Origin of the sequence: Dyadobacter sp. 32, from assembly GCF_902506755.1 — a bacterium.
Classification (GTDB): domain Bacteria; phylum Bacteroidota; class Bacteroidia; order Cytophagales; family Spirosomataceae; genus Dyadobacter.
Genome location: NZ_LR735258.1, coordinates 3,637,425 through 3,656,864 on the forward strand (window position 1 = coordinate 3,637,425; position 19,440 = coordinate 3,656,864).

The window sequence follows — 19,440 nt, forward strand, 5'->3', positions numbered from 1 at the left end:
CATGCTAATCCGATCAGAGTAAAGGAAAAAGAAAGGTTAAACAAATTGCTTAGTAGCTCTCTTTCAGATAAATGTAAAAACAAAAACAATTACCTTTATACACACAAACCCGCTTTCAACCAAATACTCTTGCCCTGAATTAATTCTATGAATCGACGCTCCTACTGCTTATTGATCCTTCAAATAATCCTGTCCCAGTTCCTGAATTTTGTTGAGGCCCAACCGCATATTGTCATTTCGCCATTTGTTTCCGGCTTTACCCGCCCTGTTAAGGTTGTTCATGCGTCGGATTCGAGATTATTTGTGGCAGAGATAGGGGGAAAAGTAAAAATTATAAAGAACGGAAACATTTTGAATACCCCTTTCCTCGATATTGCGAGCCTCATCAATGACCCTACCTGGGCCGGAATTTTCAGCATCACTTTCGCCCCAAACTATCAAAGTTCCGGTCATTTTTACATCATGTACGTAATTAAAAACAGTACAGCGGTACAAATATCCCGATTCAGTCGATCCTCCGGCGACCCTGACCTGGCCGATATAGGATCTGAAGTAAAAATCCTGACCGTCCCCTATGAGGATATCCTGGGTGGCCATCGCGGTGGTGACCTTGCCTTTGGGAAAGATGGGTATTTGTATATTTCCACAGGTGATAACGGCCCCGGTTCACGGGGCGTTACCGGTGACCCACAAAATAATTCCCAGGACCCCGCCAAACCATTCGGCAAGATGTTAAAAGTGGATGTCAACAACGCCAACCCTGCAACCACGGTACAAATTCTTGCCCTGGGACTTCGAAATCCCTGGCGTTTCAGTTTCGACCGCACCAACGGGGACTTATGGATCGGCGATAATGGCCAGGACGCATGGGAGGAAATCAATTATCTTAGCTATCCTTTTGGCTCACAAATTGCCAATTTTGGCTGGAATTGTAAGGAAGGAAATGATACCTATACCTCCTCACATTGTACAGAAGGAACGGTGTATACTCCTCCAAAGCATTTTTATGCCGGATACCTGAAAAGCACCCCGAATACGGATGCGTCGGTCATGGGTGGTTATGTGTATCGGGGCAGCAAATATCCGTCTCTGGAAGGTTATTATTTTTTTGGCGATTATTCATCCGGCAAGATTGGGTTGATCAGTCCGGCAGGCGTGGGAAGTTTCCCAACAAGCCTGAACTACGCTTCTGTGATTAGCTTTGGGGATGACAACGCAGGAGAGCTTTATGTGTTGTCGCTCGTGAACGGGAATCTCTCCAAAATCACCAACCCCAACGACCCGCTTCCGGTAACGCTGGAAAGTCTGACAGCAATAATGGAAAATTGCACAGCAAATCTGGGATGGAAAACAACCTCGGAAGTGAATTTTTCACATTTCATTATTCAGAGAAGTTCAGATGCCCATACTTTTACCGACATTAAATCTGTACAGTCTTCCGGTGAAAGCGCGGATTACCGGTTTTCAGATGAAGATTGCCTCCCTGGGTCCAATTACTATCGGCTAAAAATGATTGACCGTGACGGAACATTTTCTTACAGCAAAATGATTACTGTCAAAAACAATTGCGCACAAAACCAGATCTTCGCATTCCCCAATCCGGTTCACGATAAGTTGACCATTGAGGGATTAAAACCTGGAAATAGAGTGAATATTTACAACAATTCCGGCGTATTGGTGATCGCTAAGGAAGTATTTGCGACCAAGCTGGAAATTAACCTGAAAGATTTTCCTGGCGGGATTTACACATTGAATGTGGCAGGCACAGATGTTGTTCAGAAACTGAGATTAGTAAAATAAGGATATCATTGTATTTTAATTAGCCAGGCACCCGTTTCCTGCGCACTTGCCTACACCCAACCAACAGAAAAATATTCATATTCAAATCATATTCAGTGCATACCATGAGCAGCATACTAGGCCTCAGAACAACCATTTATAAAGTCCCGGATATCAACGCTGCAAAGGAATGGTACATCCGAGCGTTTGAAACAAACCCTTACTTTGACGAACCCTTTTATGTTGGGTTCAACATAGGTGGCTATGAACTTGGACTGCTTCCTGATGAAGGATCTTCGGACAAATCGGATAATGTACTTACCTACTGGGGTGTCGAAAATATCGAAGCCGAATACACTCGGTTTCTGGAAGCCGGCGCAACGGATTTTGGTAAGCCTGTGAATGTGGGTGGGGAAATTATGACCGCAGAAGTGAAAGATCCATGGGGTAACGTAATCGGACTGATATACAATCCGGAATTCAAACTATAATATAACCTTTTCTCTCCCCGCATGGATTCCTTACCGGCTCCCCCTTTTTACCAGCACCTTTCGCAGACTCTACTAGCCATTGCCCTTGTTACACTGGGAATCTATCTGGGGCAGGATATCATTGTACCTCTGGCGATGGCCGTTTTGCTGGCAGTCCTACTAAGACCGCTGGAAAGCTGGCTCACACGGCATGGTGTACCGAAAATACTCTCCATCAGCATTGCGGTGCTTCTGGCTATGCTGGTGCTGGCCGGCGTGGCTGTGTTGCTATCCGTACAGATCTCCGATTTTTCGGATGAACTGCCCAAGTTGAAACGCAACATCAATGATGCTTACCGAGACATCAGACGATGGATACGCCGTGAATATAGCGTAAGCTACCGGCAGCAGGATCAATACCTACAAAAAGCACAGTCCCAGACGATGGAAAATTTCCAGAGCGCCGAAACGCTTGGGATCGTGACGGGGCCGCTTGGCTCTTTGGTGTTGATCCCCATTTACGCCTTTCTGCTCCTTTACTATCGCGCTATGCTTTTGCATTTTATGGTCGTACTTTTTGCAGACAAACACAAAGAGAAGGTGCTGGATGTGCTGGGGCAAATCAAGTCTATTATCCAGAGCTACATGGTCGGTCTACTTCTGGAAACTGGCGTGGTGGCCATACTAAACTCAGTCGGCTTGTTGATTCTCAATGTCCAGTATGCAATTCTCCTGGGTATTATGGCGGCAATTTTAAACCTGATTCCGTACATTGGTGGCTTGGTGGCGACGGCTCTGGCTGTAATGGTCACATTCATCAACCACCCGGATGGATATACACTTATAGGCGTTGTAGGCGTATTTCTTGCCGTACAATTTATCGATAATAATTTTCTGGTTCCGCTGGTTATTGGGTCCAAAGTAAGGATCAATGCCCTGGTATCCATTGTGGGTGTACTGGTGGGAGGGGCGCTGGCAGGTATCTCAGGCATGTTCCTTTCCATACCAGCAATTGCGATGATGAAGGTTGTCTTCGACCGGGTCGACGGACTAAAACCATGGGGAATTCTACTAGGCGATCAGACACCCGAACAGGCAAACAGCAAACTATTCGGGCTTGTGAGAAGAAAGGTGAAGGATGTGGAAGAGTGACGGTAGTAGGTTACACAGAGAATAAAAAGAGGGGGCACAGAGATAAAAAATTTATCTCCGCGCCCCTCTTTTTGGCTCTCCGAACCTCTGTGTCATTTCAAACCTGCTTCTCCACCGCAAATTGTGTGGTTGACACCGTCGCCTTCAAATCATGAAGCAGACTGAAAAGTCCGAAAAAGGTGCGATTGATGTAGATAAAATGCTTGGACCCACGGTTGACATTCATCTTTCTCAGTTCCTTGTCATTGGCATAACGCTCTCCTATCGCCGCCAGTTTACCGAAAAATTGTTCATCTGAGAAATCAAATGTGTCTGACTGAAATGGCTGCGTAAGCAAAGACAAAATCTCGTAGAACAGGTTGGAGAAATAGACAATTTCAGCGTGAGTATCCTTGGCCAGCAAGATCTCAAGTTCATACAATTTCTCCTTATAAACGGCGGGATCATTCAGATTCCTGGTTTCAGCCAGTTCAAAATACGGCCTGTAAAATGAATCCGGAATCTGCTTCATGCAACCGAAATCGATCGCGATCAGGTTTTCCTCCGCATCCACCAGGAAATTCCCCGGGTGCGGATCAGCGTGGACTTTTTTCAACTCGTGAACCTGGAACATGTAAAAATCCCAAAGGGCCTGAGCCACTTTATTCGCTGATTCCTGTGAAGGCTTGGTTTTGACCCATTCCGATAAATGTTTGCCCGTCATCCAGTCCATCGTAAGCACCCGTTCACAGGAATATTGCTTGTAATATTTCGGAAAAACCAGATTGGGAATGTGTGCACAGGCTTTTGCCACCTCATTGCTCTGTGCGAGTTCCAGGGTGTAATTTGTCTCCTCGAAAAGCTTCGTTTCGACCTCCGTAAAATATTTATCCGAATCCTTTGCCTGAATATTGAACATCGACATGGCAATCGGTTTTACGAGGGCAAGATCCGATGAGATACTTTCGGCCACGCCTGGATACTGTATTTTCACGGCCAGATCTTTCCCTTCCGCTGTAGCCTTATGCACCTGCCCGATACTTGCTGCGTTGATTGCATTCGCATCGAACGTATCGAACATCTCAGAAGGCGCTTTCCCGAAATATTTCTTGAATGTTTTTATAACCAGCGGAGCGGATAACGGCGGCACCGAAAATTGCGAAAGCGAAAATTTCTCAACATAGGCCTGAGGCAGGAAGTTCTTCTCCATACTCAGCATTTGCGCAAATTTCAACGCACTGCCTTTGAGATTCTTCAGCCCGTCGTAAATATCCTCGGCATTATTGGTATTCAGATTATCCCTGGCCGATTCCGGGTTGGTGATTTTTTCACCGTAGTACTTCAGATAGTTGCCTCCGATTTTGACACCAGTAGTAATGAGTTTGCTTGCACGCTGAATCTTCGATGTAGGTATTCTGTCAATTGTTTCCATTCCTACTTCAATCTTTCTTTAATTAAAAATTTACCAAAGTCGATCACACTTTCCAATGGGGTGGTGTCAATCAGGTCAAACGTAGCACGAATGGATTTCTCTATAAAAAGATCCGTTTTCTCAAACCCAATCGATTCGTCGTCCAGCCAGAACTTCATCGTGACCATCAACTGGATCCAGGCGCCCTCTTCAAGAGCGTCCTGCTGCGCATTCCGGATGCGCTCACTTTTAGCTTTCAGGTAACCTGCACTCGCCTCCGTAACAAATTGTTTGAAGTGATTGCGTAGCTCTTTTAGTTTCAGCAAGCTGTTCAGCCTGTTTTTATCCTCTTTCAAGGTAAAAACTACATAACTTCTGTTCGCAGTCAATATCTCAAAATAGGTGAAATAATAAGCTAGTAATTTGTCCCTGAAACTGGCCTGGGCGATGTCATCACTCTGAGCTATAAGCCGGGTGGTCAACTGGTGAAAGCTTACGAACACACTTTTTTCAAGTGAATCAATGGAAGCAAAATGGTTGTAAAACTCCTTTTCGCTGATCCCGATGTGCTTGGAAAACAAGTAAACCGATTCCGGTTTTTTGTTATTTTCCAGACAGTAATGCATGTATTTTTCTGTAATCGTATCCGCTGTCAGGGGAACAGCGGCGGTTAAGACTTCTTTTGTTTTTGTTGCCATCATTATTATGTATTAGTACATCAACCCGATGATTTTAACTCGTTTCAACGAAAACGGTCCGTTGTTGCTGAGCATAAAAAAATGTATGAGAAGAGCAAAAAAAGGGTTCAACTCTAAAATTTTTCTTGCCCGCTAATGAATGAACAAAAAACAGACAGGGAAGTATCCATTTCGAGGGATTTATTTTAGGCAAAATAAATCGATCATCAGCTTCGCACCCCTGCAATTTAAAATTCACTTTTAAATTTGCAGGGTTGCGAAAGCCATTTAGCTCTATCTTGTGTGACGATATCCGCACACTTACCAACTCACCATGCTAACTATCCAAAGAACCAACAGCGAAAACCCAGACTTTCAAGCGCTTACGCAGCTACTTGATATTACACTGTGTGAAATATACGGAACCAAACAGGAGGATTTCGAAGAATACAACCGCATCGTGGATCTGAACACGGTAGTCGTGGCCTATCAAAATGAAACCGCGGTCGGCTGTGGCTGTTTCAAAAAATTCAATGAAGATTCGATCGAAATCAAGCGCATGTTTGTGAAGGCGGAATTCCGGGGACAGGGAATCGCATCAAGAATTCTTTACGAACTTGAAAAATGGGGCTTTGAACAAAAATACTCCTATGCTTTTCTGGAAACCGGAAATAAACAACTACCGGCGATAGAAATGTATCAGAATCTCGGTTACATGATCGTTGACAACTACGCGCAATACGCAGACAACGGGATCAGTGTATGTATGATGAAAAGCTTGTGGGCGGATGGGTGACCTCCACTGTTTCCTAATTCTATAGACTGTAATCTGATCTCTGAGTATCTCACAATTTTTATCATTCAAGAATCCAACGAGCAGACTTCAAACCTTTTACGTATTTCTGAAAATCCAAGTCAGGGTCATCCAAGTCCAAATACAGAATCAAGCTATCACCTCTGACAGCAAAATCTTTGCTGTACTTTTCAAAATCAATGCTAGCTATATAGGTTGATTTATTCATTGAATCTGGATAGAAGTTCTTTCCTTTTAAATTATAGGGACGACTGTCCTGTTTGACAGTCGCCAAAGTTCTCTCTGGAGATTGATCCAATTCTATTTGGAAACTCTTGTATCCTGGCTTAGTCACGATATATACTTGTGCTGGACACCTTGCACCACCAACATACTGCAAATCGAAGTAGCCCAAACTATCTGTTCTAACCACTTTATCAGTACCTGCAAGCTTTATTTGAACATTTGCAATAGGTTCTTCATCTTCATTGGAAAAAACTCTGCCACGCTGATTGATCGAACAATCACATCCAATTGTAAAAAGCATCAAAAAAACTCCAAACCATTGATAAACTTTCATTTATAAGTATTGGCTAAATCAGCTCATATTTAACTACTTAACCTCCATCCCCATCGCCGGATCACTCACGCCATCCTTGCCGGTTTCAACACGTCCGGCAAAGCGTCTTGCAAAGCCGTTATCTGAACGCACAGTGAGGTCATACCAATTGCCACTTTTGTTCAACAGCCAGCTTTTTTCAGATTTCAGATCCGGGTTGACCTTTAATGTTGCCGGATCATATCCGTAGGCATTGTGTATGACATTCAACATTTCCGTTCCTGTTGTCCCCTTTATTTGTATAGAAACAGCTCCTTTTTTATGATCACATAGCAAAGCAACCGCTGGTTCTTTCGACGCTGTATTTCCTAAAAAACTTCTGAAGTAACCATTTGGACCAAATACTTCGAGATCGTAAGATCCATTGTCGTTTGTGGTATCCCACTGATCGACAATCGATTTACCCGCTTCAACGGTGTAGCGTCTCGGAATCCTGTCCAGATGCTTACGATCGTACACATGAAATACGGCGCCGGCTGAACCCACATTACCAAAAGATAGCTGAATTTTCCCCTCCGAAGCCATTATCAATGCGTCGGTTTGAAGCCTGTAAGGCAAGGCACGTGAAAATCGGGTGCCTTGCTCCTGAAACAATTTTGCTGGCTTATCGGGTGCTGTCGCCCTGGGAAGAGCTTTGGATGTTTCTTCTATCTCCTTGTAATTGGCAGTAACGGGTAGTTCGGGAAAATGCGGATCATTGGGACTTACAAAATCAAACGCTGAGGTAAGATCTCCGCTAACGGATCTGTGCCAGGGGCTGATCGCCGGAATGGTCACACCAAACCGCTTCTCTATAAACTGGCCCACCGAAGTGTGATCCGCCACCTGGGAATCTACCCAACCTCCTTTGCTCCATGGAGAGATGATGTACATGGGCACCCGAGGACCGAATCCCCAGGGCCGGATATTCCCGGATATCGTATCCCGTTTGTCCTGGTAGGTACGCATTTTGGGAGGCTTACCGGCAGCCTTGTTACTATCTGCGTAAAATGGATTGGGGAACGGCTCAGCCCCCTTGTCATTGTTGAAATACATACCCGCGAGATCGATGGTCGATTTACCGGCCAGTGTACCGTCCAGATTGTAGGAAGGAACCGCAGGTGCAGGCAAATGGTCGAACAAGCCATCATTTTCGTCAAACGTAAGAAAAAAAACCGTTTTGCTCCATACCTCTGGATTGGAGGTGATTGCAGCAAGCACCTGGTGGGTAAAATCTCCGCCACGCGTGGGGCTTGATGGCCCACTTGGATGTTCGGATTCTATCTGAGATGGCAATATCCAACTGACTTGCGGTAATGTTTTTTCTTTCACATGTTTCGTGAGATCCTCCAAGGACCAGTGCCTCATGCCATTCTCATAGATCGGTGAGCCAGGCTTAGCGGTGCGAAAACTTTCGAATGCCAACCCGCCATGCATGGCTCCTGCCCAGTTGTCATTAGGATCCTGATAAATCCTCCAGCTTATTCCGGCTTTTTCAAGCACATCGGGAATGGTGTCCCATTTCAGGGAAGAACCCTGGTACACGTACCCCGGCTCCGGCATGTGGCCTGGCTTGCCCGTTTTAGGGTCGAGTTCCGGCCAGCAACGTAGGTTAACGGGTTCCGAATCTTCATCGGTGCAGTTGATACCCGCCGCTCTTTTTTCAGGGTTAAAGTTGGACCCCGACCAAAACATGATGCGATTTGGATCCGTACCTGTTGCCACTGAGCAATGGTAAGCATCGGAAATGGTAAAAGATTCTGCAAGCGCATACTGAAAAGGGATTTCCTCCCGGGTATAGTAAGCCATCGAATAAGGCGTTTTAAACAACGGCCAAAAGCCGTATTTCCCCTGATTCCAGGCGGCCTGCGTATCCTGAAAATCGTGTGGGGTGCCGTTGATCAGTGCTGCATTTACCGTTTTCTTATCTGCCCGATATGGAGTGATTTCTCTTTTTCCATCCGATTGTGAAAATACCCGTTTGCCACTTTCCAGGGGAATAGGAAAACGATCACCAAATCCTCTTACGCCTTTAAGCGTTCCAAAATAATGGTCAAACGAACGGTTCTCCTGCATCAGGATCACTATATGTTCTACATCCTTGATGGACTTGTGCCGGTTATATGCATCAACGGCCAGCGCCTGTTGGATAAGGGGTGGCAACATGTTGAGTGCAGCAGTCGCACCGACAGCTCCGGCGGTGGTGCGTAGGAATTTTCGGCGATCCATAAGCAGGATTTTGTTTTCAATGATGAATGAAAGAAGATGATATTTTTACGATTATACTGGCTTGTTACTTTAAGAAATGTTTAAGTCTAACCATTAATACATTAAAACACCTGCTACTTTTTTTAACCACCTTAGAAACCTAAGTCCACCTTAGCGCTTACGCCAAAGAAAATGCAACTGACCCGAAAATATTTAGAAGAACTTGAATATAAAGTAATTGGTGCAGCCATTGAAGTCCATAGGCGATTAGGAGCTGGGCTACTGGAAAGTGTTTATCATCAGTGCTTTGCCAGAGAACTCCAATTTAAGGACATTGAGTTTGTATCGGAACATGTGGTTCAAATATCGTACAGAGACTTGGAAATTGATACTTTATTGAGAGCGGATTTTTTGATTGCGAACTGCCTGGTGGTCGAACTGAAAGCAATAGAGTCGGTACTCCCAATTCACGATGCCCAACTTATAACTTACATGAAATTGCTAAAAGCACCCAAGGGACTGCTGATAAACTTCAATTGTAAAAATATTATTCATGATGGAAAAAAATCCTTTGTTAATGAATTTTACAGGGAGCTGTATTAGTTGGAAGTATACTTGAAAACGCACCTCCTTAGGTTCTCTCAGGTCACTAAGGTGGTTCAAAAAATAGCTGGCGTTGTTTTCCGGGTATTAACCATGAACACCCACCGCCTCTCTCAAAACACGCAACGCCCTACCGATTTCCATTTCATTCAAATTGCCAAAACCAAGCCGCATACCACTCAACTGTCCGGTTTGAAAAAGTAAAGATTGCGGTAAATGCAAGTCACGCCTAAGACATTCCCGGCTGACCTTCATCAGATTAATGTCCTTGCGCCACTCGGTCCACACAGCGAGGCCTCCCGGTGGTTTATGATGTGAAAGGACCCCTTCAAATTCTTCATTCAGTAATGCGCAAAGCAAATCCCTGCGTTCATGATACACTTTTTGGGTCTTTTTCAGATGTCTCTGAATTTCACCCTCATGAAGCATCTCACCAAGCGCCTGCTCCATCATCAGATCACCCTGCCGGTCAATGATCCGGCGTAGTTTTGCCAGTTCTACGATCAGGTTTTGAGGAGCCACCAGATACCCGGCCCTCAGTCCTGGAGCCAGTGCCTTGCAGAACGAACCGATATAAACGACCATACCGGCACCGTCGGCACTCGCCAAAGGCAAGACAGGACTGCTATTAAAATGAAAATCATAATCGTGATCATCTTCCAGAATGATAAATCCATATTGCATCGAAAGATTCAACAGCTCAACCCGACGTTCGGCACTCAATGTCACGGTGGTGGGATAATGATGATGTGGTGTAATGTAGAGCATCCTTACTCGGGTCGTCTGGCAAACTTTCCTGATCGCTTCTATAGAAATCCCCTCATGATCGACCGGTACCGATATAATCTTCGCACCTGCCTTTTGAAAAATCATATTGGCTACGTAGTAGCTCGGCTTGCCTACCATTACGGTATCGCCTGGTTCAAGTAAAAGCGTCGAGGCCAGGTAAACACCCATCTGAATGCCTCTGGTGGACATAATGTTCTCTTTCCCGATATGCAGACCTCTTGTGTTGTTGAGATAAACAGCCAGCTTATCACGAAAATATTCATTTCCTTCTACATGAGAATACCCCAGATATTTCCCGTTCACACTTCGTTTCATTACACTGGAATATGCTTTTGAAAGCTTATCCAATGGCGCCAGTCTGATATCGGGTAGGCCGTCGGTAAATTCCAGGGAGGTCTTCGAAACACTTACCGGCCTATCAAGCAACATACTTTTTTTGAACAAAAAACCTGCCACTGCCGGGTAACTATCCAAAAAAGCAGCGTTGAATTTCAAAGGATCTGCTGTGGAAACTGGAGGTTTTTTTGTAACAAATGTGCCTTTATTAGGCATAATATCTATCCAGCCCTGCGCATCCAGCTCAGCATAAGCAGCCACGATGGTCTTTCGATGTACCCCCAAAGTGGTGGAGAGACTTCGCGAGCCGGGAAGCCTGACACCCGATACCAGCACACCCCGCTGAATGGCGTTGATCATTTGCCGGGCAATCTGCAGATAAACAGGTGTGGCCAGCGCACGATCAAGGAGAAGCACATTTTTAAAAGGAATTTCAACCGGACTACTCATTATATCAAAACCGGATTACTTATACAGTCCGGCAAGATAATACTTTTGTGGCTGTTAGCGGTTGGTTGTCTGCTTTTAGCCATCAATTACCAATCGCTGTATCATAGCGATAAAATTCCTGAAAAGTGAAAAAACAATTACTTACTTCTGCATTACTAGTTATACTTTGTGCCAGCCAATACACTATTGCGCAGGAAATTGCTCTGGATCCTGTCACCATTACTTCTTCACTGATTGAAAAACGCGCCTCGGAAAGCGGACGAAACATTGCCGTTATCAAGGGAGAATATTTCCAAAACCTCCCGGTAAACAGTATTGATGATCTGCTACGATACGTGCCCGGTCTCGAAATTCAGGCAAGAGGTCCAATGGGATCACAAAGTGACATCGTACTGAGAGGCGGCACATTTCAACAGGTACTGGTGATTCTGGACGGACTCAGGCTTAACGACCCGAACACCGGCCATTTCAGCAGTTACATTCCCATTACGCCATCAGAAATTGAGCGGATTGAAGTGTTAAAAGGCGCTTCATCGGCCATTTATGGATCTGAGGCAGTGGGCGGAGTGATCCACGTCATATCAAAGACCTTTGCTGCAAAGCTTGAGGCCGACAACTCCGGCGATCATATCAAAAGACACGCAGTCAATGCAGCCGTCACAGCCGGTGAATATGGTTTACGAAACTTAAATGCCTCGGGCTTTATACAGAGAAACAAGCTGGCCGTCTCCGCCGGCATTCTTTCCAATAATGCGGACGGCGTACAACAGCGGGGAGCTAAAGGCTATTTCCACAACAACACCGCCTCCGTTTCGGCACAGTATGCTATCTCTCCCGAATTGCGGGTCGGAATGCGTTCCAGCTTCGACCACCGGGACTTTGCGGCTCAGAATTTCTATACCACTTTCGCCTCTGACACGGCCAATGAGCAGGTCAAAACATTCTGGAACCAGATCCAGGTCGGATATAAAAAAGGCAGATCGGCCATAACGCTGGATGGCGGCTATAAATATGTTCAGGATCAGTACTTATACAATTCGGTATCGATCAAAAATGACAGCAAGTCGCAGCTTTGGCAGGGACTACTCACCTGGCAGCAAACCTTTACTGAAAAGACCAGCCTGGTAGCTGGCCTCAATTATCAACGTAAAAATATTGCTTCCAACGACCGGGGCAATCACACGCTCAATCAGCTGGCGCCGTTTGTATCACTTTCTCAGCGCATGGGAGCGTATTTCACGGTAAGCCCATCCATCCGTTTGGACTACCGGCAACATTTGGGAACCGAAGCTGTTCCACAGGTGAATCTTTCATTCAAAAAAGACAACTGGCAGCTACGGGGAAGTGCCGGTAAAACGATTCGGGATGCCGACTTCACGGAGAGATACAACAATTATGGCAAAAAGCTGGTGACAGGCGGAAGTGTAGGCAATCCGGATCTGAGGGCTGAACGCTCGTTTAGCTATGAGGCGGGTGCAGACTGGTTTTTGGCCAGCAATCTGAAACTTTCAGGCACCTTTTTCCGGAGATTGCAACGTGATCTCATCGATTTCACCACAACACCCTACGCCAACATGCCGCGCAAGGAAAACCTTTCCCCGACCGGCACATTCGCCCTGGCTGGAAATATTGCCCGTGTCAATACGACCGGCTTTGAAGTGGATTTGCAATACAACAAACAGATTACCGACCAACAATTTGTATTCTTCAACGCTGGCCTGACCAGAATAAACAGTGAGAGCAGTAACCTCACACCGTCTTTCTATGTTTCCTCTCATGCCCGTTTTCTGACGAATTTTTCAGCAATCTATCGACTTCAAAAATTCTCATTCAGCCTGAATGGATTGTACAAAACGAGAGCGGGACGCGAAGCAACAGCCATTCAGGCGGCTGTTTCGAAGCAGTATTTTGTACTGAACGGCAAGGCAGAATATGCATTTCTGAATCGCATGCTGACTATTTTTGCTCAGGTCGACAATGTATTTAATACCAGATACAGCGATTTGCTGGGGGCACAAATGCCTGGGTCATGGGTCATGGGTGGACTTCGATTTCAGTGGACCAAGTGAAAGTCACTGTTGGGTTGTGAAATGAGATCATCTTTCTTACCCATCCATTCGTAGGTTACCTTGAATTATTTATCTGCGATCAGGTATGAGGCATTATATTTTTCTTGGTCTGACTTTTTTTCTTTCCGTAACCGTAAAAGCCAACAACAATACAGCTATATTTAAACTGTGCAGTAACGAAAAAAAACCTTCATTGGAAGATCCGAAAAAAATGAATATCTATTTTCTAAGCGGTCTCGGCGCAGACGAAAGGGTATTCAGAAACCTCAGGCTGGACGAAGATAGGTTTAGTGTCAAACACATCAAATGGATCAGGCCATTGAATAAAGAGACACTTCAAAGTTATGCGCAACGGCTATCGGCACAAATTGACACCACACAACCCTTCCACCTGGTAGGACTTTCGTTCGGTGGAATAATGGCCTCCATAATTTCAGAGACTATTCAACCCGAAAAAGTGGTCATTATTTCCAGTACGCCAACAGGCGTTCCTCTATCCCGATTTTATCAGAATCTCATCAAACTTGTGCTGTTTAACCCATTATCGGGGCCCATTCTCAAATCAGCAAATTCCGTTGTTTACCGCTACTTTGGAGCAGATACGCCCGAAATGAAAACGCTTTTAAAACAAATTTTGAAAGATACCGACACCCGATTCCTGAAATGGGCGCTGATCAGGATGAGTAGCTGGCAAAAACAGGAGAGAGTCGCAGGTCTTTATCACATTCATGGAACATCGGATAAGCTCATTCCGATCAATCTGGTAAAGCCTGACGTGCAAATAACGGGAGGTGGCCATTTGATGGTATTTGCGCAGCATGAAGAAATATCGTTGCTCCTCAATGGATATTTGAAATAGCGTTAACTTGCCCTTTTCCAAGCATCCGGAATGCGCCTAAAAAACTTATTGTTCATTTTAATCGTCAATAGCCTGTTTTCAAATGCGATCAATTTAGCAGTGTATTTGATCCTGGGCGAAAATTTGCTGAACAACTGGGACGCTGTTGTACTTTCCGGGCTGGTGGTATTCGGACTTCAGGGTATATTGATCCACATCCTCGTAAAGTCATTTCCAGGTAAATTGTTTCCAACGCAGATGTTCGGCAAAAGCATGGTTTTGAATGCACTGCTCGCCGCCGCAACCATTTTAATCATCACACAGGTGTGGACCAAGTATGCCACCGGAGCACCCACAATCATCCCAAGTCAGAAAAAAACAGTTCTGTATCTGCTGATTTTCCTACTGAACTCGATTCCAGCTGCATTTCTGGAAGAAATTCTATTCCGGCATTTACCTATAACCTATGGCGACAACAAACACTATTCCCCACAACAGCTCACGTTGCTTGCCGTCGGAATCACCCTTATTTTCAGCATTTCACATATTTCGGCATATATGGTGCGTGATCATATTCCATTCACGGGACTCTCACAGCCTCTGCTGGGTGCATTTTTCTATGGGCTGTCGTATTTTCTGATATATGCCGTCACCCGGAATATTTACCTCGTGACTTTTATACACGCGTTCAGCAATAACCCCCTGTATCTGGTTGATTCTCCTTACCGGGCCACTTTCTATTTTTACAGCTACATCTTTGTAATCATTATCTGGCTGATGCAAAGAGAAGTCCGCAAGAGGATTAGCTGAGATGCGGAAAATCAATCGTTAACCAGAACGAGCTTCCCGATGTGACCGCTGCTTTCCATCAGTTTATGCGCCTGATGTGCTTCGGACAGCGGAAACTTCCTGAAGATGATCGGTTTGAATTTCCCTGAATCCATTACCGGCCATACCTTTTCAAAAATATCTTTGGTCAGAGCCGTTTTAAAATCAGTATCTCTGTTGCGTAAGGTACTCCCGGTAATCGTAAGCCGGTGTTTCATCACCAGTGAAAAATCAACAAGGTCTGTTTTACTTCCTTTTACCGTATTAATAAAAACCAATCGCCCATCGGACCTAAGCAGTCTGATATTTTTGGCAATATAATCTCCGCCAACCATGTCCAGAATCACATCCACACCTATTTCTTTCAATTCATTTTCAAAATCCTGCACCTTGTAATTAATAGCAATGTCAGCACCCAAAGAGAGGCATGCCTCACATTTTTCGTCACTTCCGGCAGTTGTAAAAACCTGAGCACCGAATGCTTTTGCCAACTGGATAGCGGTTATACCGATCCCGCCGGCTCCGCCGTGAACCAAAAAGCTCTCTCCCTTTTTCAGCGCACCCCGTTGAAAAACATTGTGCCAGACCGTGAAAACAGTCTCTGGTAAAGTTGCTGCCTCGGCAAAATCCATCCCTGCGGGCAAGGGCAAGCAATGATTGGCATCGGCGATGGCATACTCGGCATAACCACCACCGGTTAAAAGGGCACAAACCGCATCCCCAATTTTATACTGCTTTACATGCTTCCCCAAACTCACGATAGTGCCCGCCACCTCCAATCCGGGAATATCCTGAGGCGCCCAGGGCGGCGGCGGATAATGTCCTTTGCGTTGAAATACATCCGGACGATTCACTCCGGCAGCCTTTACCTGAATCAACACTTCATTGCCGGTGGGTTCTGTAACCGGCCTGTCGGAAATTTGAAGAACGTGAGGGTCACCGGGCTGGGTGATAATAACAGCTTTCATGTTTTTTTGGATTAGCGGTCCTTTACTCAGTAAATTTCCTTGCCAAAGGGAGTAAAAGAAAGGCTCATCAGCTTGAAATGCTGCCTGGCAAATGGTAGCCCGATGATCGTAATGGCCAAAAGAATACCAAAAAACAGATGTGTAAGGGCAATCCAGATTCCCCCGAGAACAATCCAGAGAATATTGAAAATGGTGGAGAGGCAACCCGTGTTCCCGGGCACATCACGCACCTGCCGGCCAAAAGGGAATAAAGTGAAGATCCCTATTTTGAAACATTGAATGCCAAATGGTATTCCGATGATGGTCAGGCATAATGCAAATCCCGAAATCATATATTGAATAAAAACGAGAAAGCCTCCGAAGACCAGCCAAATGATATTGCCCAGCAAGTTCATATAATTTCGTTTTGAGAATGGTTGGATTGTCGAAAGATCAGGTCGTAAAACTAACTGCAATTCCCTTTCAGTTGTTACCTTTTTTACAAACGGCAATGGTGCCGGGTTACCAGTCTCAAACAGATACTTTTCATTCCTGAACCTGTTTCCAGTTTGTGATCCTGAGTTTTTCAAAAAACGCCTCCTCCTCCATCTCTCTCACTGCCCCTGGAGGCAAATCTCCAAGTTCAATATCTTCAATACTTATTCTGATGAGCCGTTTACACCGATGCCCTGCGGCTCTGACCATTTTCCGTACCTGATGATATTTTCCTTCTGTCAATGTAATGGTTAGCCAGGTATGCGGCACATCTTCACGCTCCTCCCTATATCGTGGCGCCAGATAATCAGGCTTTGACACAATCTCGACAGCGCAGGGTGTGGTCACATAGTCCACCCCACCTTTGATACGGATTGTGATGCCGCTTCGAAGAAGGTCCAGCGTTGTCTGACTTACCACATGCGCCACGTGAACGAGATACACGCGCTGGTGTGGCACTTCTCCCTGAAATAGTAGTTGTGTAACCCTCTTATTGGTCGTCAGAATCAGCAACCCCTCCGAATGGCTGTCAAGCCTTCCGATTGCGTGTGTTCCTTCCGGAAAATCAAAATCCAGAGCACCCAGCAAACGAACATCGTCGGTGCTCACAAACTGAGAAACCATGTTGGCTGGCTTATTGATGATAAAATAACGGTGAGCGGACTGGTTCATTTGCAGGCAAAATAGTGTGCGAAGTAAGAAGGATTCGTGTTCGGATGCAAATGTGTAAACTAAGATAACCTTTGCCAGTTGCTTTTACTGATCGTATGAAATCAGTAAGATGGTGAAGTTTAACCCAGATTATGGAATAGGAATGAAGGCGAAATATTATTTTGCAAAATAGGCATGAAGTTCGCAGGGCAGGCAGGCCGGGCCGCGCAGGCCGGGGCCTGTCAAACAAGAACTGAAATACCTATGCAGCAAAATATTATTGCAGTCCATGATCTAATGCATAATTTGGGTTTAACATCCAAATCCAACCCGTCGAGTATAATTTGTGTCGTAAATGATATCTTCCTGCGCATCCCGTTTAGATTACGTACCTCATCATGAAAAAGCTATACATTTTACTCCTTCTTTGCCTGCTAACAGTGCAGAGCTTTGCGCAATGGGAAAAACAGATTGGCGTGAACCTGCTGCCCATTGCGATTGGGTCTTATGAAGTTTCGGGGGAATTAAGCCATATCCCGCAGTTGGCTATCGTTGTCAATGCAGGCTATCTGCACAAAACAGGGTTCGAAGTGATATGGGATGATGATGTGGGTGATGGCATTGAAAACCGGCGTACATCCGGTGCATTTTATAAAATGGGCGTACGATATTATTTTGTAAGGCCAACGGCGCAGCCAAGAAAGGTAAAATCATTTGTAGGTGTCTCGCTAATCGGATCGCATTATTCCAAAACGGCCGACACTACAGATCTCAAGTCTCATTTCACGGGTGATCTGATTTATGCCAAAACATCCCGCAAAGGTTTTTCGTGGGGACCAGCTATCAGTTTCGGACTCAACTTCAGACTTTCCAGCCGACTTAGCCTCGATACAGGAATACAAAATAGCTACATGATCCGCGACGACGACCGGATTGGCAAGAGAAGCCGGAATTACGAACCCGGTTTTGGTGTAAGGACGTCCGGGGTCATTCCTACGATCTACCGGCACAGAAAGTTTTTCCCGACCAACAGCCAGGTCATTGTGACACTTAAGTACAAAATATAGAAATTATTTATGCGCTTTCTCATAATGCATTCTGAGCAGATCATCCCCAAAGTCGTTGTTTAAGTCTCTGACAACGGAATGAATGTGATTTCCTCCATTTTGGGTATTGTCGAACTCAATTAAAAATCCCGGCCCGTGGATTCGGTAATAATGACCGCATCCCTGGCCTATTTCGGCGGTTTGGTCTCCCATCCAGGCAAAGTGTATTTTCTCCGTACCCACCTTTTCCAGCTGAGCCCATTGCTGATTTTTAAGGGTCACATGGTATCGCTGCAGATATACACCAATGAGCTTTTTAAACAGCGCTGCCTGCGCTGTCGTCATATCTTTCATAGCCAGCCCCTCCATTTTTTCGAGCGATGCTTTTCTGGAATTTGCGGTAAAAATTTCATTAGGCGCCTTGGTGTTCAGCACAATTTTTTCGAGCTGTGATTTATCCATGGCGTGCAGCAGATCAAAAGCCAAATCTTCCTCCTGTCCCAATACCCGGCGACCCTTCTGGGGGACATCGGCCAGTACGGTTCCCGGGTTGCTCCCCATAAAACCGGGTGTAAAACTAATTTGCCCGTTTACCGATGAAAACTGTAGTGAAATATGATGGCCTTCTATTCTCCATCCCCATGGTTCTGCGCCTGGTGTGCCAAAGATCATAAAAGAAAAATTCTCCGGATCGCGGTAGGTATCGTTAGGAGGGCGCGTTTCCGTCACCCGCAGTACATTCTCCAGATCCATAATCTGCCCGGCTTTCATATACCCCTCTGCACTCAGCACCGTCCTGATCATTTCCATGGCAGCTTTCCGCTGATCCGCACCCATTGCTTTCAGTGCCAGGCCCTTTCTGGTTCTTGGTACATAGTGCCAGTCGAAACGGGCGGGATCCTCGAAGGCAACCTGCGCAATGTTTTTTTGATCGGGCGTCAATGTTTTGAGAAAAACATTGACAGCAGCGCTCATCTTTTTTGTCAGTTTTTCATCTTGATCTACCGAATCCTTTCCGCAAACCAAAATGGAAGCAGACAAGCTCAGAAAGAAAATGACATAACCGCCAACTTGCCGTATCGTTTTCATTTTAAACAGTTTAGGGTGATTCAAAAAAAGGATAAGTATTTCGCAGAAGTTATTTTTCTCCCGCTGATATTGAAAGTCATACGGCGGGCTAAACTACCATAGACCGGGGACCGACTTTGGCAGGCGGGGTCGCTTTTACCTACGCACATCTGAAAGTAAACCAGATTGATTCATTGGGAAAACAATAGATTCTGACAGAGCCAATACATTGTCTTCGTAAAAGAGATTAGTT

Annotated in this window: 18 protein-coding genes; 9 read left to right on the forward strand and 9 right to left on the reverse strand. The window is 45.3% G+C overall.

The window, feature by feature from the left end:
- The first annotated feature begins 147 nt into the window (after positions 1–147).
- From DYADSP32_RS14810 to DYADSP32_RS14820, 3 genes are all read left to right on the forward strand, one after another.
- On the forward strand, positions 148–1,800 hold the full coding sequence (locus DYADSP32_RS14810; protein ID WP_149242011.1) for a PQQ-dependent sugar dehydrogenase: 1,653 nt from the start codon (positions 148–150) through the stop codon (positions 1,798–1,800).
- A 104-nt stretch (positions 1,801–1,904) separates the two neighbouring features.
- Positions 1,905–2,270 (forward strand): VOC family protein, encoded by a 366-nt coding sequence (locus DYADSP32_RS14815; protein ID WP_149242010.1) that lies wholly within the window; start codon positions 1,905–1,907, stop codon positions 2,268–2,270.
- A gap of 21 nt (positions 2,271–2,291) precedes the next feature.
- Complete coding sequence (locus DYADSP32_RS14820; RefSeq protein WP_149242009.1) at positions 2,292–3,401, forward strand: AI-2E family transporter; 1,110 nt, start codon at positions 2,292–2,294, stop codon at positions 3,399–3,401.
- A 97-nt stretch (positions 3,402–3,498) separates the two neighbouring features.
- Here DYADSP32_RS14820 and DYADSP32_RS14825 read toward each other — a convergent pair whose 3' ends face one another.
- Both DYADSP32_RS14825 and DYADSP32_RS14830 read right to left on the reverse strand, forming a co-directional pair.
- Entirely contained in the window at positions 3,499–4,812 is a 1,314-nt protein-coding gene (locus DYADSP32_RS14825) for an AarF/UbiB family protein (RefSeq protein WP_149242008.1), read from the reverse strand.
- Positions 4,813–4,814: 2 nt separating this feature from the next.
- Positions 4,815–5,492: a TetR family transcriptional regulator C-terminal domain-containing protein gene (locus DYADSP32_RS14830; RefSeq protein ID WP_414617788.1), complete on the reverse strand. Its 678-nt coding sequence runs from the start codon at positions 5,490–5,492 to the stop codon at positions 4,815–4,817.
- Between the two features lie 310 nt (positions 5,493–5,802).
- Here DYADSP32_RS14830 and DYADSP32_RS14835 point away from each other — a divergent pair, with 310 nt between their 5' ends.
- Complete coding sequence (locus tag DYADSP32_RS14835; protein WP_149242007.1) at positions 5,803–6,264, forward strand: GNAT family N-acetyltransferase; 462 nt, start codon at positions 5,803–5,805, stop codon at positions 6,262–6,264.
- Between the two features lie 61 nt (positions 6,265–6,325).
- Here the strand turns inward: DYADSP32_RS14835 and DYADSP32_RS14840 are convergent, their stop codons facing one another.
- Positions 6,326–6,841 carry a carboxypeptidase-like regulatory domain-containing protein gene (locus DYADSP32_RS14840; RefSeq protein ID WP_149242006.1) on the reverse strand — a complete coding sequence of 172 codons (516 nt, stop codon included), beginning with the start codon at positions 6,839–6,841 and terminating at the stop codon, positions 6,326–6,328.
- 33 nt (positions 6,842–6,874) lie between these two features.
- Positions 6,875–9,088 carry a phosphocholine-specific phospholipase C gene (locus DYADSP32_RS14845; RefSeq protein WP_414617789.1) on the reverse strand — a complete coding sequence of 738 codons (2,214 nt, stop codon included), beginning with the start codon at positions 9,086–9,088 and terminating at the stop codon, positions 6,875–6,877.
- A gap of 171 nt (positions 9,089–9,259) precedes the next feature.
- Between DYADSP32_RS14845 and DYADSP32_RS14850 the strand changes: the two genes are divergently transcribed.
- The gene (locus tag DYADSP32_RS14850) at positions 9,260–9,670 is read left to right on the forward strand and encodes a GxxExxY protein (protein WP_149242004.1); all 411 of its coding nucleotides are present in this window, start codon (positions 9,260–9,262) and stop codon (positions 9,668–9,670) included.
- Between the two features lie 87 nt (positions 9,671–9,757).
- Here DYADSP32_RS14850 and DYADSP32_RS14855 read toward each other — a convergent pair whose 3' ends face one another.
- The gene (locus DYADSP32_RS14855; protein ID WP_149242003.1) at positions 9,758–11,245 is read right to left on the reverse strand and encodes a PLP-dependent aminotransferase family protein; all 1,488 of its coding nucleotides are present in this window, start codon (positions 11,243–11,245) and stop codon (positions 9,758–9,760) included.
- Between the two features lie 125 nt (positions 11,246–11,370).
- On the opposite strand from DYADSP32_RS14855, the gene DYADSP32_RS14860 reads away from it, so the two are divergent.
- The 3 genes from DYADSP32_RS14860 to DYADSP32_RS14870 all read left to right on the forward strand — a co-directional run bounded on the left by DYADSP32_RS14860 (position 11,371) and on the right by DYADSP32_RS14870 (position 14,962).
- Positions 11,371–13,314, forward strand: a complete 1,944-nt coding sequence (locus tag DYADSP32_RS14860; protein ID WP_414617790.1) for a TonB-dependent receptor plug domain-containing protein — start codon at positions 11,371–11,373, stop codon at positions 13,312–13,314.
- Positions 13,315–13,399: 85 nt separating this feature from the next.
- Positions 13,400–14,173 (forward strand): alpha/beta fold hydrolase, encoded by a 774-nt coding sequence (locus DYADSP32_RS14865; RefSeq protein ID WP_149242002.1) that lies wholly within the window; start codon positions 13,400–13,402, stop codon positions 14,171–14,173.
- Positions 14,174–14,203: 30 nt separating this feature from the next.
- A complete protein-coding gene (locus DYADSP32_RS14870) occupies positions 14,204–14,962 on the forward strand; it encodes a CPBP family intramembrane glutamic endopeptidase (protein ID WP_149242001.1) in 759 nt (252 codons plus the stop codon).
- Positions 14,963–14,973: 11 nt separating this feature from the next.
- Here the strand turns inward: DYADSP32_RS14870 and DYADSP32_RS14875 are convergent, their stop codons facing one another.
- The 3 genes from DYADSP32_RS14875 to DYADSP32_RS14885 form a co-directional block, all read right to left on the reverse strand.
- On the reverse strand, positions 14,974–15,948 hold the full coding sequence (locus DYADSP32_RS14875) for an NAD(P)H-quinone oxidoreductase (RefSeq protein ID WP_149242000.1): 975 nt from the start codon (positions 15,946–15,948) through the stop codon (positions 14,974–14,976).
- 26 nt (positions 15,949–15,974) lie between these two features.
- Entirely contained in the window at positions 15,975–16,343 is a 369-nt protein-coding gene (locus DYADSP32_RS14880) for a YccF domain-containing protein (RefSeq protein ID WP_149241999.1), read from the reverse strand.
- A 130-nt stretch (positions 16,344–16,473) separates the two neighbouring features.
- Positions 16,474–17,094: a pseudouridine synthase gene (locus tag DYADSP32_RS14885; protein ID WP_149241998.1), complete on the reverse strand. Its 621-nt coding sequence runs from the start codon at positions 17,092–17,094 to the stop codon at positions 16,474–16,476.
- Between the two features lie 377 nt (positions 17,095–17,471).
- Between DYADSP32_RS14885 and DYADSP32_RS14890 the strand changes: the two genes are divergently transcribed.
- On the forward strand, positions 17,472–18,140 hold the full coding sequence (locus DYADSP32_RS14890; protein ID WP_149241997.1) for a DUF3575 domain-containing protein: 669 nt from the start codon (positions 17,472–17,474) through the stop codon (positions 18,138–18,140).
- A 3-nt stretch (positions 18,141–18,143) separates the two neighbouring features.
- Here DYADSP32_RS14890 and DYADSP32_RS14895 read toward each other — a convergent pair whose 3' ends face one another.
- Positions 18,144–19,208, reverse strand: a complete 1,065-nt coding sequence (locus DYADSP32_RS14895) for a DUF3500 domain-containing protein (protein WP_414617791.1) — start codon at positions 19,206–19,208, stop codon at positions 18,144–18,146.
- Positions 19,209–19,440: the final 232 nt, after the last annotated feature.